This is a genomic window from Streptomyces sp. Ac-502 (genome assembly GCF_045222935.1).
GTDB lineage: Bacteria > Actinomycetota > Actinomycetes > Streptomycetales > Streptomycetaceae > Streptomyces > Streptomyces monomycini.
Genome location: NZ_JBHFFO010000001.1, coordinates 6830956 through 6845712 on the forward strand (window position 1 = coordinate 6830956; position 14757 = coordinate 6845712).

Consider the following 14757-nt stretch of genomic DNA (forward strand, 5'->3'; position numbering starts at 1 on the left):
CGGGGGCCGCCGCCGTCGACGCCGATCAGGAAGAACGGGGGTGCGCTCGTGCGCATTGGTCTGCTCACCGAGGGTGGCGGCCCGGATGCGTCCGGTGAGACGCGTCCGTGGCGCGACCGGCTCGTGCACGGACTCCCCGGCCACGAGTTCGAGGTCTACACCCTCGACCGGGGCCCCGAGGACGATGCGGTGGACGGCGTGCGGGGCGGCGGCGCGGGAGAGGGTACCGGGCAGCCGGGCACGGGTCCGGAGGCGCGTGGGGCGCAGGGGGCGCAGGGGGCGGACGGCCGCGCGGGCGGCGCGCAGGGCCGCGCCCGGGTGGTGCGGATCGCGCCGCTGCACGGAGAGCTTCCCGCCGCCCTGCGGTGGTGGCCCGACAGGCGGCGCGCCGGGGCGCGCGGACGGCGCGCGCGGCGGCGGTTCGCGGAGTGCTTCGGTGATCTCGCGGCGGGGTTCATCGCGACGGAACCGCCCGGCGGCCGGGCCCTTCCCCCGGTGTCGCCGGCGGACGGCGCCGCGGACCGTGAGGGTCAGGCGGCCCGCGGGGGCTGGCGGACCGTTTCGCCGCTGGTCTGTACGGCCTGGCGCAGCTGGCCCGCGACCACGGCGGCCTCCCCGAACTCCTCCGCTCCGAACAGGCCGTCCGCATCCTGGAGAGCGCCTGCCACGCGCCCGGCGCGCTGTGCGCCGCGCACGGCGCCCGCGTGGGCGACCTGCTGGCCGTGGCCGAGGAGCTGGAACGCGCCCTGCGTCCGCTCTCCCTGGACTGGTACGGCTCAGGCCGGTACGACGCGGACCGGTACGACACGGGCCGGTACGGCGGCTCCGCGGGCCCCTCCGGCAGCGGTGCTGACGGGCTCGCCGCGGTCGACCTCTGCCATGCCACGGCCGGCGGCTCGGCCGCCCTCCCCGGCCTGCTGGCCAAACGCTTCTTCGGTACGCCCCTCCTGCTCACCGAGTACGGCGTGCGCCTGCGCGAGCACTACCTCGCGCGCTCCGGAGTGCGGTCGAGCACCCCCGTACGCGCCCTGCTGGGCGCCTTCGAGACCGCGCTGGCCGCCGAGACGTACGCCGAGGCCGCCCTCGTCACCCCCGGCAACGCCCACACCCGGCGCTGGCAGGAACGCTGCGGTGCGGACCGGGAACGCCTGCGCACGGTGTACCCCGGCATGGACGCGACCGGCTTCGCCGCCGTCCCCGACACGGCGGCCGACCGCTCCGCGACGCTGGTGTGGACCGGCACCGTCGAACCCGCCAAGGACCTCGTCTCGCTGCTGCACGCCTTCGCCCGCGTGCACCGGGCCGAACCCGCCGCGACCCTGCGCATCGTCGGCGCCCCGGGCCCCGGCCCGGAGGACGCCGCGTACCTGGCGCAGTGCCGGGTGCTGGCCGCCCAGCTCTTCCCCGACGAGGCCGCCGACGCGCGGAGCACCGGTGACAACCCGGTCTCCTTCGAGGAGATCGGCGGCCCCGGCCTGCCACGCCCGCAGGACGCCTACGCGGCCGGCGCGGTGCTGGTCTCGTCCAGCGTGGCGGAGGGCTTCCCGCGCTCCCTCGTGGAGGCGATGCTCAGCGGCCGCGCCACCGTCTCCACCGACGCCGGAGCGGTCTGCGAGGTCATCGGCGGTACGGGCCTGGTCGTGCCGCCGCGCAACCCGCGCGCGCTGGCCGACGCGTGCCTGGCGCTGCTGCTCGACCCGGAGCGGCGCGCCCGGCTGGGCGCCGCCGCGCGCGCCCGCGCACGCGAACTGTTCACGGTGGAGCAGAACATCGCGGCATTTCGTGGCATCTACCTGGAGCTGATGTCCCGTACGCCGTGCCGCCCGGCCGTCGGCGCGGGGCCGGACGGTGAGAGCGGGCCCCGCCTCTTCGCCCGGCCCGCCGAGTCCCATGTACCGGGCCGCTGGGCGGCCGTGGCGGGCGGCGCCGCACAGGCCGCACCACCGACGGGCCGCGCACCGAGCTGGGCGGTACCGGATCCGGGGGCCCCGGCCGCTGAACCGGCCGTCGCGCCAGTCGCCGAACCGGCCGCCGCCGAACCGCTCGCCGAACCGGCCGCCGCCGGGGCGGGAGCCGGTGCCGACCGTCAGAGAGGAGCGCGACCGTGACGACAACCGACACGGGAACCGGCCCCGGACCCGGCCCCGACCTCGACACCGGCGCCACGCCGGAAGCGGGAAGGGAAGCGGGGACGGCAGCGCGAACGGCAGTGGGGGCGACCCCGCCGCTCCCCGCCGCCCCGGCCCCGTACCCCTCCGCGGCCCCCGCCCCCTGCCCGTACGGGACACCCCAGCCCCGCCGCCCCGGCGCGGCCCCGCCGACCCCGTGAAGACACTGATGCACCAGCACCGCACGCTGTGCGAACGGGCCGTCGACCCGATGGAGATCGCCGCCGGCCTGGAGGCGCACGGCGTCACCGACCGTACGGCCGCCCGCTTCCGGCACCGCGACGTCTTCTCGCTGGCCGAGGAGTTGTACGCCCGCGTGCCCCGCGCCGACGCGCCGCCGCCCGCCCTGCCCGCGCCCGGCCCCGTACGGCGGGGGAGGGCTGTCCGTGTGGCGCTGCACCTACTGCCCGGCGCCGTGTGTGCCGCGACGGTGGCCGCCGTCGCCGCTGCCGGGCGCGCGCCCACGCCCGTACCGTTCACGACTGCCGGCGGGCTGCCACCTCAGCTTGTACAGACGGCCGTTGCGGCGATCGGCGCAGGGCTCGTGCTCCTGGCCCTGCGCCTGTGCGTCCGTCACGGCCCCCTGCGTGCGCGGTATCCGTCCGCCCGCGCCACCGGGCTGTGGACCTGCTGGCTGGCCGGGTATGCGCTGGGCGGTGACTGGCTGCTGCGGCAGGTCCTGGCGGGCGGCCCCGATCTCCCGCCCGCGCGCCCTCAGTTGGCCATCGCCTCCGCCTTGGCCCTGACGTGCGCCGTCGTGCCCGCCGCCTGGTGCGCTTACTGGTTCGCGGGCCGCGCGCGCCGTGGGCTGGCGGACAGCCGGTTCCTGACCGTATTCGCGTCCGGAGTGCGGCCGTTGCTGCTCATCGCCACCGCGATGCAGCTCGCGGCGCTGCTCGCCCTGTCGGCCGCGGCGGACGCGATCGGCGGCGGTGCTGACAGCGGAGGCGGTGGTGGCGCGGGGGCGGCGGCCGCCGCCTCGGCCCTGGGCGTCCTGCTCTTCCTGGCGCGGCTGCTCGCCCGGCACGGCTTCCCGGCCGCTGCCGCAGCGGGCCCGGCCGCCGCCGTCGCCCTGGAGGCCGCCGCCCTGGCCTGCGTCCTGGCCGCCCGGCTGCCGGGCCTGGAGCCGCTGGGCAGGCCGGTCGAGGTGGCAGTCACCCACCTCGGTCCGTCCGCCGTACCTGCCGTGGCCTGCGCGCTGCCCGCCCTCGGCCTGCTGTGGTACGCGCTCCGCGCCCTCACCGGCGCCTCGGCGCACGCGCCGGCGCCCGAAGAGGCTCCCGCCCCGGCGCCCACCCCCGTACCGACGGAGGCGGCCCGGCCGTGACCCCGCACACGTCGCCACCGGCGATACGCACCCCACACCGTCCGGCCCGGCCGGCCCTTCTGCCTCCGCCGGTACTCCCGGTCCTTCCGGTACGCACACCACCACTCCCGGCGCGCGTACCGTCGCCGCCCGCCCGTACGCCATCACCCCCGGCGCTCGCGCCGGCCTCCGCAGTACCGGCGTTCCCACGGCGTCGGCCGTCCGCTCCCGGACGCCCGTCACCCAGGGCCTCCGTGCGGCGTACACCGCCACCGCCCGGCCCCCGCGGCGGCGGTCCCCGCTGCCGAAACACGTCTTCAACCCACCGCATGAGGAGAACGACAACATGAACGTCCACCCCACCGAAGCACACCGGGACCGGGGGTCGCGCGATGAGGGTGCTGCTCATCGGTGCCAACGGGTACCTCGGCCGCTACGTCGCCGACCGGCTGCTCGCCGACCCGGCCGTCCAGCTGACCGCCCTCGGGCGCGGCGACGACGCGGACGTCCGCTTCGACCTGGCCTCCGGCAGTCCGGGCGCCCTCACCCGCTTCCTGGACGCGGTCCATCCGGGCGTGGTGGTCAACTGCGCGGGCACCACCCGCGGCGGCGCCCGCGACCTGACCCGGCACAACACCGTCGCGGTCGCCACCGTCTGCGAGTCGCTGCGGCGCAGCAGCTGCGGAGCCCGGCTCGTGCATCTGGGCTGCGCGTCCGAGTACGGGCCCTCGCAGCCCGGCTCCTCGACCGCCGAGGACGCCGTGCCGCGGCCCGGCGGCCCGTACGGCGTCAGCAAGCTGGCCGCCACCGAACTCGTCCTCGGCTCCGGCCTGGACGCCGTCGTGCTGCGGGTCTTCTCGCCGGTCGGCCCGGGCACCCCGGCCGGCTCGCCGCTCGGCCGGCTCGCCGAGGCGATGCGGCGCGCGATGCAGTCCGGGGACACCGAACTGAAGCTGGGCGGCCTGGGCGTGCAGCGCGACTTCGTGGACGTACGGGACGTGGCGCGGGCGGTGCACGCCGCCTCGCTCTCCGCCGCCCAGGGCGTGGTCAACATCGGCACCGGGCACGCCGTACGGCTGCGCGAGGCCGCCGCGCTGCTCGCGCGGGTCGCCGGGTTCGGCGGCTCGCTCCACGAACTGGACACCCCGCCCGGCTACTCCGCCGGCGGCCCCGCCGCCGCGCGGCTCGCCATCCCGGGCCCGGCCTCTGAACACGGGACGGTACCCCCCGCGTACCCCTATCCGGACGGGTGCGGGAGCTGGCAGCAGGCGGACGTGCGCACCGCCCGCGACCGCCTGGGATGGCGGCCGCGGATCGGGCTGGAGGAATCCCTCGCCGACATCTGGATGGAGGCCGCATGTCGTATCTGACGACGTCCCTGGGCGCCGGCGCCGCCGTGACCGGCGCCGCGCCGCTCGGCGTCGGCGTCCCGGGGTTCGCCCACCCGCTGCTGGCGCCCGCCGAATGGGCCGAGCTGCTGCGCCTGGCCCGGGGGTTGGCCTGCACCGGAGCCGCGCGCCGGGCGCCGGGGCCACGGAACGGCGCGGCGGCGCTGCACTGGGTGGTGCTCAACGTCGCGCGCGGCCCGGGCGTGCGCCCCGACCCGTACTGCCTGCCGGCCGCCGCCCAGCTGCGTGACGCGGGGGCCCGGATGCTGGGCCTCCTCGACCTGGAGCACGGGGCCCGGCCGTTCGGTGAACTGGTCTCCGAGGCACACCGGTTCCTGGAGTGGTACAAGGTCGACGGTTTCTATCTGGACCGCTGTCCCACGGACCGGACACTGCTGCCCGAGACCCGGCGGCTGACCACCACCCTGCGGGCCCTCCAGGACGGCGCGCACCTCGTCACCGGGCACGGCAGTCACCCGTACCCCGGCTACGCGGAGGTCGCCGACCAGCTCGTCACCTTCACCGGCCGCTGGTCCGACTACCGCTGGTCCCAAGTGGCCGAGTGGACCGCCGAGTACCCGGCGCACCGCTTCTGCCACCTCGTGCACGGCGTCCCCGCCTCCCACCTGGAAGAAGCGCTGCGGATCGCCCGCTGGCAGGGCGCCGGGACCGTCTATCTCACCGACCGCGCCGACCACGGAGGGAGTGCCTGGGAGTCGCTGCCCGGTTACTGGGACACATTCGTCTCGCGTATCGGACCAGGTGTCTCGGAATGAAGAAGGGCGTGGCAGTGTTACGGGGAGACCACCGTCCCTTGCTCCGGGTTCTCCCGGAGCGGGGGTCGCCCATCGAGATACCGACCAACGGAGTCCCCGTGTCGCTGCCACCCCTGGTCGAGCCCGCATCGGAGCTCACCGTCGACGAGGTCCGCAGGTACTCCCGCCACCTGATCATCCCGGATGTCGGGATGGACGGGCAGAAGCGGCTGAAGAACGCCAAGGTGCTGGCCGTCGGCGCCGGCGGACTGGGTTCGCCCGCGCTGATGTACCTCGCCGCGGCGGGCGTCGGCACCCTCGGCATCGTGGAGTTCGACGAGGTCGACGAGTCCAATCTCCAGCGCCAGATCATCCACAGCCAGGCGGACATCGGCCGCTCCAAGGCCGCGTCCGCCAAGGACACGGTGCTGGGCATCAACCCGTATGTCACGGTCAACCTGCACGAAGAGCGCCTCGACTCCAGCAATGTCATGGACCTCTTCGCCCAGTACGACCTGATTGTCGACGGCACCGACAACTTCGCCACCCGGTACCTGGTCAACGACGCCTGCGTGCTGCTGAACAAGCCGTACGTCTGGGGCTCGATCTACCGCTTCGACGGCCAGGCGTCGGTCTTCTGGAGCGAGCACGGCCCCTGCTACCGCTGCCTGTACCCGGAGCCCCCGCCGCCCGGCATGGTCCCCTCCTGCGCCGAGGGCGGCGTACTGGGCGTGCTGTGCGCGTCCATCGGCTCCATCCAGGTCAACGAGGCCATCAAGCTGCTGGCCGGCATCGGTGACCCGCTGGTCGGCCGCCTGATGATCTACGACGCGCTGGAGATGACGTATCGCCAGGTCAAGGTCCGCAAGGACCCCGACTGCGCGATCTGCGGCGAGAACCCGACCGTCACCGAACTCATCGACTACGAGGCCTTCTGCGGCGTCGTGTCCGAGGAGGCCCAGGAGGCGGCGGCCGGTTCCACGATCACTCCGGCGCAGCTCAAGGAGTGGATCGACACGGACGAGAAGATCGAGATCATCGACGTCCGGGAGCCGAACGAGTACGAGATCGTCTCGATCCCCGGCGCCAAGCTGATCCCGAAGAACGAGTTCCTGATGGGCAGCGCGCTCCAGGACCTCCCGCAGGACAAGAAGATCGTCCTGCATTGCAAGACGGGCGTCCGCTCCGCCGAGGTCCTCGCCGTCCTGAAGTCCGCGGGCTTCGCGGACGCGGTGCACGTCGGCGGCGGCGTCATCGGCTGGGTCAACACGGTCGAGCCGGAGAAGCCGGTCTACTGACCGTTTCCGGACAAGCCGGTCCACCGGCCGTTCGGTGGTCGGCCGCCGGCCGCACACGGCGAAGGCCCGCACCCCTCGGGGTGCGGGCCTTCGCCGTGTGCGGTGCTCAGATCTCGCCCTTGCGGGTCAGATGCGTGAACGAGATCCAGCCCGGCAGCACCGGCAGCCAGAACGTCATCAGCCGGAACAGCAGCACCGCGGGGAACGCGATGTCCGCCGTGAGCCCGGCCAGCGACAGGGTGCCGGTCAGCGCCGTCTCGATGGCCGCCACACCGCCGGGGGTGGGCGCCGCGGAGCCCACCGCGTTGCCCGCGAGGAACACCACCGCGATGGCCGCGTAACTCAGCTGCCCGCCACCACCGAACGCGCGGATCGAGGCGTCCAGGCACAGCACGTTCGCCGCCGTGAGCAGCAGCGTGCCGCTGATGCCGACCGCCAGCTTCTTCGGGCGCTGGAGGACGTCGAGCATGCGCGGCACCACGCCCGCGAACAGCGACCGTACGCGCGTCGCGATGAACTTACGCAGCACCGGCACGGCGGTGACCACCAGCACCAGCACGGCCGCCGTCAGCAGGCCCGCGATGACCGCGCGGGACGGGGACAGCGACGGCGTGCGCTCGGTGCCGGTCAGATAGCCGAAGGTCAGCAGCAGCACGATGTGGCAGCCGAGGCCGAACAGCTGGGACGCGCCGACGCTCGCCACCGCCAGTCCGGGCCGGATGCCGGAGCGCTGCAGGAAGCGGGTGTTGAGCGCCACACCGCCCACCGCGGCCGGCGCGACGAGCTTGACGAAGTTGCCCGCCACCTGCGCGACAGCCGCCCGCAGGAAGGACACCTTCTCCGGTACGAAACCGAGCAGGCTCATCGCCGCCGCCGGGTAGGTCAGCGCCGAGAAGGCCAGCGCCGCCGCCACCCACAGCCACTGTGCCTCGCCGACCACCTGGCCGAAGTTGGCGTGGGTGATCTGCGACAGCAGGAAGTACGCGGCGATGACACCGCCGATCCAGCTGACGAGGGTGCGGGGCCGGATCCGTTCCAGGCGGGCCGGCTCGACCGGCGCGGTCGGCCGGATCAGCAGCACCTGCTGGCGGATCTGCGAGAGCAGGTCCTCCTCGCGGGCCTCCTCCAGCGCTTCGTCGACCGCCCGCCGCTCGGCGTTCTTCTCGGCGCGCGCCACCTTGCGGTTGGTCGGCTGCTCCTGTCTGTGCGCGCCGCCCCGCCCGGCCGCTTCGGCAGCCTTGCGTTCCTTGGCGGTGCGCGACGCCTCCAGGACGGCCTCCCGCTCGCGTGCGGAGCGTTCGCGCGCCAGATGGCGCAGGGTGGCCCGGGTGGTGCGGCTGAGCGCGATCGGCTGGAGCAGCGGCAGGCTGTCGGCGACCGCGTCGGGGCCCAGCACGTCGAGGGCCGCGGCCACCGCCCGCTCGGCGCCGACCCGCAGCGCGAACGTGGTCAGCAGCTGCGCGATGTCCATCCGCAGCACCAGGTCGCCGGCCGCGATCTCGCCACCGCGCAGTTCGGTCAGGAAAATCCTGCCGGAACGATCCACCAGGAGGGCGTCACCCACCAGGCGCCGGTGCGCGATGCGCCGCGACTGCAGCGCCGCCACCTGCCGCCAGGCGTTGCGCATCAGCTCGCCGGTGATCTCCTCGTCCGGCAGCGAGTCCAGCGGCCGGCCGTCGATGTGCTCGTACACGAGCATCACGGCGTCCGGGCCCAGCTCGGAGGTGGCGATCAGCTTGGGCGCGTTGGCGCCGGCCGCGATGGCCGCGTACGCCAGCAGCGCCTCCTGCTCCAGCGCCTGGCGCAGCGACTGGAGGCTGCGGCGCTGGTTGATGCCGCGCAGCGACAGCCGGCGCCACACCCGGTAGAAGAAGCCCTGGGCCTGCCGTTCGCGGTCCACGACGGTGACGTCGATCGGCGGACCGTCCTCCAGGGTGACGATGTAGCGGCGGCCGCGGTCGGCGTGCTCCGGGTGCTCGGCGGTGCCGATGTCCTCGGCGCGCACCGCCCGGACGGGGTGGAAGCCGACCCGGCGCAGGCCGGCGAGCAGGTTCTGGCCGGTGGGGCGCACATTGGGCGAGCCGACCGCGTACAGCGTCCCGAAGGCCACCGTCCAGCCGATGAGGATGGTGGTGACGATGGCGAACGGCGTCGTGTAGCGGCCCACGAGCACGGCGAACGCGTCGAGCAGCAGTACGCACCACATCGCCACCCGCCAGCGCGGGCGCCGCGACATCCCCACCGCGGTCATGTACGCGATGACCGGCGCGAGGTAGCTGTGCACCGGTGGGGTCAGCCCGCCGTTGGCCAGGGGCTGGGTCAGCGCGATCCGGATGGACTCCGGGGCGGCCTCGGCGACCCACAGGTCGGTGGCGAGCGAGACCCCGTGCGCGAGGACCGCGGCCAACACGCCGTCCGCGATCCGCAGCCCGTCCCGTTTGATCAGCCGTTCGACGGCGAAGGCCACCGGGACGATCAGTACGGCCACGCTGGACGCCAGCCCGGCGAAGTTGATCAGCAGGCGGGGTGCCAGCCCCGCGCCCTCGCCGATGTCGCGCTGGAGGCCCTGGGTCGTGCCGTGCGCGAACGTCGCCAGCAGCAGGACCAGCGCGATGCCGACGATCCCGAGCAGCAGGCGCATCAGGTCGGACGGGCGGTGCACCCGGGCGGGCAGCAGCGGCTCGTCACCGGAGACCTGGTCGACGTGGAACTCACTGCCCACGTGATCGTGGGGCGGGGCCGGCCGGTCGGGCCGGTCGGTGCTGCTGCCCTTGTCGCCCTTGCTGCTTCTGGTGGCTTTCTCGGCTCCGTCGACTTCGCCAACTGTGGCGGGGGCGGCGGGCTCGGCGGTGGCGCCGGTCCCGGCGGCCGCTCCCGCCCCGGCGGCCTCGCCCGTGTCGCCCGGCCGGTCCGGGCCGGCCGTCCCGTCGGCGGTGCGTTCCTCTTCTGCCGTGCCCTCCGCTCCGGTGGAAGCGGTCGCCGTGTCGGCCCGGCAGGGCCGGTGCGGCCCTGCCGGCCCTTCCGGTTCCTCCGGACTCGCGGGCTCGTCGGCTCTTCCGGCCTTCTCGATCGTGCTCGCCTTTTCGGTCTCGGAAGCCTGTGACGGCTTCCCCCGTGGTTTTCCGTCCCCCCGGGCGGGGTGGCGGAGGACAGCGCCTCAGGGGTGCCGGCCTCCCGTGGAGGCACCGCACCCTGCTGTTCGGCCGTCTCTTTTTGATCTCGTATCACCAGTCACCGCCCGGAAGATGGTGGCATGGCCGGGAGGAGGCGGAGGGCATCAGGGTGCATTTCGAAGGGCCGGGAAACGGAACATACGCCGCCGCACCCGCCCGCGCACGCCGTCGGCGGGCCGCCGAGCGGGCGGGGCGGGACTGTCGGTGGTGTGGTGCAGGATGGGCCGAATGAGTGGGACAGCGGGAGACATTCCCGAGTACGACGCCGGGGGGATCCCCGAGTACGCGGAACGGGTCCTCGGTGTCGCCGAGCTGATCCCGCCCGGGCGGGTGATGACGTACGGCGACGTCGCCGAGTGGCTCGCGGGCGAGGAGCCGCCGGGGGAGCCGGCCTCCGGCGAGAGGCCCGCGGGGGCCGGCGGGGGGCGGCGCGTGGGCGGGCCGCGCCAGGTGGGGCGCGTGATGGCCCTGTACGGGGGCGCCGTGCCGTGGTGGCGCGTGGTGCGCGCGGACGGGCAGCTGCTGCCGGGCAGCGAGCTGCGCGCGTTGGCGCACTACCGGGAGGAAGGCACTCCGCTGCGGGAGGCGTCCAGGTCCGCCGAGGGGCATGTACCGCGCCTCGACATGCGGCGGGCTCGGTGGGACGGGGGTGGAGTGGAGGACTGAGGGGGTGGTGGGACCGGTGGGGGTGGAGCGGGTGGGTCCGTAGTGCGTCCGTCCGGGGAATGCGGGGTCGGGGCCAACGGGGCAGTGGCCCGCGAGGTCGAGGTCCGTGGGGTCGAGGCCCGTGGGGTCGAGGCCCGTGGGTCCGGCGCGTGCTGATCCGGTCGTCCTGGCCGGGCGCCGCGGAGGCGCGTGCGGTCCGCCCGGCAGGCCGGTCCCGTCCGGTAGGCCAGTCCTGCTGGGCAGGCCGATTCCGTCCGGCCCACCCGGCCCGCCAGGCCCATCCGGCCCGCCAGGCCCGTCCGACTCACCTGCCCCGTACGCCGCATCCGTCACGGACGCACCCATCCGACGTACCGTCGTGGGACGGACTGCGGCTCGTGCGCCACCTGGCGTAGCGTCGGGCACGGTCCGTACCACCGCCCCGCCCACCGGCGCCCGGCGCGGTGGCCGCACCGCCACGCCCCGCACCGCGGTGCGCACCACGACCAGCACCTCCTCCCAGGACCGGCGACCCACGTGAGTTCCTCCTTCTCGGCCTCGGCCTCGGCCATGCCGTCCGCGCAGCCGCGCCGGCGGCCGGCGCGGCGGGATGCCGCCGGCGCGTACCGACTGGTGCGTACCCGGCCGGGACCGGCGGACCCTCCTGCTTTGGACGCACGTCAGCGCGCTGTGGTTGACCACGGCGGCGGTCCGCTGCTGGCCCTCGCCGGTCCGGGTACGGGCAAGACCACGACGCTCGTGGAGGCGGTCGCCCGGCGCGTACTGGAGGGCGCCGACCCCGAGCGGCTGCTCGTGCTGACCTTCAGCCGCAAGGCCGCCGTCGAACTGCGGGACCGGATCGCCGCGCGCCTGGGCAGCACCGCCGCCCCGCAGGCGACCACCTTCCACTCGTACTGCTACGCGCTCGTACGGGCCCATCAGGACGCCGACCTGTTCGCCGACCCGCTGCGGCTGCTGTCCGGGCCCGAGCAGGACCTCGTCGTGCGCGAGCTCCTGGAAGGGCAGGCCGGGCTGGCGGCCGCCGGGCGGGCCCGGGTGCGCTGGCCGGACGAGCTGCGTGCCTGTCTGACGACGCGCGGCTTCGCGGACGAGGTCCGCGCGGTGCTCGCGCGGAGCCGGGAGCTGGGGCTGGGCCCGGACGCGCTCGCCGCCTTCGCGCGGCGTACGGGGCGGCCCGACTGGGGCGCGGCGGCCGGCTTCCTCGCCGAGTACCTGGACGTGCTGGACGCCCAGGGCATGCTGGACTACGCGGAACTGGTGCACCGCGCGGTGCTGCTCGCGGAGCGCGACGAGGTCGCGGCGGAGCTGGCGGCGCGTTACGACGCGGTGTTCGTCGACGAGTACCAGGACACGGACGCCTCCCAGGTGCGGCTGCTGCGCGCGCTGGCCGGGGGCGGCCGTACGCTCGTCGCCTTCGGCGACCCGGATCAGTCGATCTACGCCTTCCGCGGCGCCGACGTCAACGGCATCCTCGACTTCCCGGCGATGTTCCCGCGTACGGACGGCACCCCGGCGCCGGTCGAGGTGCTCGGCACCTCCCGCCGCTCGGGCGCGGCCCTGCTGGCGGCCACCCGGCGGCTCACCGCCCGTATGCCGCTGACCCGCCTCCCGGCCCGGGCGGTACGGGCACACCGTGACCTGGCGGCGGTACGGGACGGCGGCCGCGTCGAGGTCTTCACGTACCCGACGCCGGGCGCCGAGCTGGACAACATCGCGGACATTCTGCGGCGCGCGCACCTGGAGGACGGTGTGCCGTGGCGCGACATGGCCGTCCTCGTACGCGCCGGCGCGCGTTCCTCCCCGGCGTGCGCCGGGCCCTGACCACGGCCGGTGTGCCCCTGGAGATCGACGGCGACGACCTGCCCCTGCGGCAGGAACAGGCGGTGGCACCGCTGCTGACGGCCCTGCGGGTGGCGGCTTCGGCGGCGGCCCCAGCGGCGGTGGCTCCAGCGGCGGCGGCCCCAGCGGCGGTGGGTCCAGCGGTGGCGGCTTCGGCGGTGGCGGCCGCGCCCGCCGGCGATGCGGCCGCCGATGATGTCCCGGCCGATGACGTTCAGGCTGAGGACGCCCCCGTAGGGGCGGACCGGCGCCCCGAGGCACCCCCGGCCTCTCCGCCGAAACGGCCATAGACCTGCTGACCTCCCCCTCGGCGGTATGGACGCCGCCGACCTGCGCCGGCTCGGGCGGGCGCTGCGCGAGGAGGAGCGGGCCGCCAGGCACGACGTACCGCGGCCCTCCGACGAACTGATCGCGCGGGCGCTCGCCGAACCGGAGCGCCTGATCGCGCACGATCCGGCGTACGCGCGGGGCGCACGGCAGCTCGGTGAGCTGCTGCGCACCACCCGCGACCTGCTGGCCCGCGGCGGCACCGCCGAAGAAGCCCTGTGGACCCTGTGGGACGGCACGCCCACCTGGTCGCAGCGGCTGGAGCGGACCGCCCGGCGCGGCGGCGCGGCGGCCCGCAACGCCGACCGCGACCTGGACGCCGTGGTGGCGCTGTTCGAGACCGCCGCCCGGGCGGAGGCCCGTACCGGCGGCCGGGGCGCCCTGAACTTCCTGGAGGAGCTGGACGCCCAGGACATCGCCGCGGACACCCTGACCCGCCGGACCGTACGTCCCGACGCGGTGCGCCTGATGACCGCGCACCGTTCCAAGGGGCTGGAGTGGCGGCTCGTCGTCGTGGCCGGCGTACAGGAAGGGCTCTGGCCCGACCTGCGCCGGCGCGGCTCGCTCCTGGAGGCGGACCGGATCGGCCGCGACGGACTGGCCGAGCCGCTGCCGCCGGGCGCGCTGCTCACCGAGGAACGCCGGCTGTTCTACGTGGCGGCGACCCGCGCCCGCGAGCGCCTGGTGGTCACCGCCGTCAAGGCCGCGTCCGACGACGGCGACCAGCCGTCCCGCTTCCTGACGGAGCTGGGCGTGGAGCCGCGGGACGTCACCGGGCGCCCCCGCCGTCCGCTGTCGGTCGCCGCGCTCGTCGCGGAGCTGCGGGCCACCACCGTCGACCCGGACGCCACCGAGGCCCTGCGGGAGGCCGCCGCGCGCCGGCTGGCGAAGCTGGCGGCGCTGCGCGACGACGACGGCCAGCCGCTGGTGCCGGCCGCCCATCCGGACCAGTGGTGGGGCCTGTACGAGCCGACGCACAGCGCCGTGCCGCTGCGCGACCGCGACCGTCCCGTGACGCTCTCCGGCAGCGCGCTGGACCAGCTCGCCAACACCTGCGCACTCCAGTGGTTCCTGGGACGCGAGGTGAAGGCGGACACACCCGCGACCGCCGCCCAGGGCTTCGGCAACGTCGTCCACGTACTCGCCGACGAGGTCGCCTCCGGCCGTACCCCTGCCGACCTGTCCGTCCTGATGGAGCGCCTGGACTCCGTATGGGACGCGCTCGCGTTCGACGCGCCCTGGAAGTCCCGGCAGGAGAAGGACAACGCGCGCGCCGCACTGGAGCGCTTCCTGCGCTGGCACGTGATGGAGCGCGGCACGCTCGGCCGCGAGACCGTCGCGACCGAGCACGGCTTCGACGTCACCCTCGAAGCGGGCGAGTACGCCGTCCGTATCCGGGGAGCATGGACCGCGTCGAACGCGACGCGCAGGGCCGGGCGTACGTCGTCGACTTCAAGACCGGTAAGCAGAAGCCGACCGGCCCTGAGGTCGCCCGGCACCCGCAGCTCGCCGTGTACCAGCTGGCGGTGCGCACCGGCGCGGTGGACGCCGCCTTCGACGGGCAGCGGCCCGAGCCGGGCGGCGCGGAACTCGTCCACCTGCGGTTGGGCGCTCCTCAGAAGGAGGGCGGGGACGCGCTCCCTGCCGTCCAGGCACAAGGGCCCTTGGACGGGGACTGGGTGGGCGAGCTGCTCGCCACCGCCGCGGGCCGCGTCCTGGAGGAGCGCTTCACCCCCACCACGGGGCAGCACTGCACCCACTGCACGTTCCGTAGCGCCTGCTCGGCCCTGCCGGAGGGGCGGCACGTGGTGGACTGACGGTTCCGGCGGCCGCCCGC

Annotated in this window: 6 protein-coding genes and 2 pseudogenes; 7 read left to right on the top strand and 1 reads right to left on the bottom strand. The window is 75.2% G+C overall.

Annotation, left to right across the window (positions count from 1 at the left end; translation table 11 throughout):
- The first annotated feature begins 48 nt into the window (after positions 1-48).
- From ACEXOX_RS31280 to moeZ, 5 genes and pseudogenes are all read left to right on the top strand, one after another.
- Positions 49-2108 (top strand): annotated as a pseudogene (locus tag ACEXOX_RS31280) (glycosyltransferase).
- Positions 2109-2325: 217 nt separating this feature from the next.
- Positions 2326-3495, top strand: a complete 1170-nt coding sequence (locus tag ACEXOX_RS31285; protein ID WP_406524393.1) for a hypothetical protein — start codon at positions 2326-2328, stop codon at positions 3493-3495.
- 371 nt (positions 3496-3866) lie between these two features.
- Positions 3867-4844 carry an NAD-dependent epimerase/dehydratase family protein gene (locus ACEXOX_RS31290; protein ID WP_406524394.1) on the top strand — a complete coding sequence of 326 codons (978 nt, stop codon included), beginning with the start codon at positions 3867-3869 and terminating at the stop codon, positions 4842-4844.
- Positions 4832-5638 (top strand): spherulation-specific family 4 protein, encoded by an 807-nt coding sequence (locus ACEXOX_RS31295; RefSeq protein ID WP_406524395.1) that lies wholly within the window; start codon positions 4832-4834, stop codon positions 5636-5638. Before ACEXOX_RS31290 ends, ACEXOX_RS31295 begins: the two co-directional genes overlap by 13 nt.
- Before the next feature lie 98 nt (positions 5639-5736).
- Complete coding sequence (gene moeZ / locus ACEXOX_RS31300) at positions 5737-6915, top strand: adenylyltransferase/sulfurtransferase MoeZ (protein WP_030022076.1); 1179 nt, start codon at positions 5737-5739, stop codon at positions 6913-6915.
- Between the two features lie 106 nt (positions 6916-7021).
- Here the strand turns inward: moeZ and ACEXOX_RS31305 are convergent, their stop codons facing one another.
- Complete coding sequence (locus ACEXOX_RS31305) at positions 7022-9556, bottom strand: YbhN family protein (RefSeq protein WP_406526525.1); 2535 nt, start codon at positions 9554-9556, stop codon at positions 7022-7024.
- Positions 9557-10316: 760 nt separating this feature from the next.
- On the opposite strand from ACEXOX_RS31305, the gene ACEXOX_RS31310 reads away from it, so the two are divergent.
- Both ACEXOX_RS31310 and ACEXOX_RS31315 read left to right on the top strand, forming a co-directional pair.
- Positions 10317-10754, top strand: a complete 438-nt coding sequence (locus ACEXOX_RS31310; protein ID WP_406524396.1) for an MGMT family protein — start codon at positions 10317-10319, stop codon at positions 10752-10754.
- A gap of 669 nt (positions 10755-11423) precedes the next feature.
- Positions 11424-14737: pseudogene (locus tag ACEXOX_RS31315) on the top strand (ATP-dependent helicase).
- Positions 14738-14757: the final 20 nt, after the last annotated feature.

Bases quoted from the DNA above. Each gene is read 5' to 3' on its own strand.
- ACEXOX_RS31290 (WP_406524394.1), top strand. From the start codon at position 3,867: ATGAGGGTGCTGCTCATCGGTGCCAACGGGTACCTCGGCCGCTACGTC.
- ACEXOX_RS31295 (WP_406524395.1), top strand. From the start codon at position 4,832: ATGTCGTATCTGACGACGTCCCTGGGCGCCGGCGCCGCCGTGACCGGC.
- ACEXOX_RS31305 (WP_406526525.1), bottom strand. From the start codon at position 9,556: ATGCGCCTGCTGCTCGGGATCGTCGGCATCGCGCTGGTCCTGCTGCTG.
- ACEXOX_RS31310 (WP_406524396.1), top strand. From the start codon at position 10,317: ATGAGTGGGACAGCGGGAGACATTCCCGAGTACGACGCCGGGGGGATC.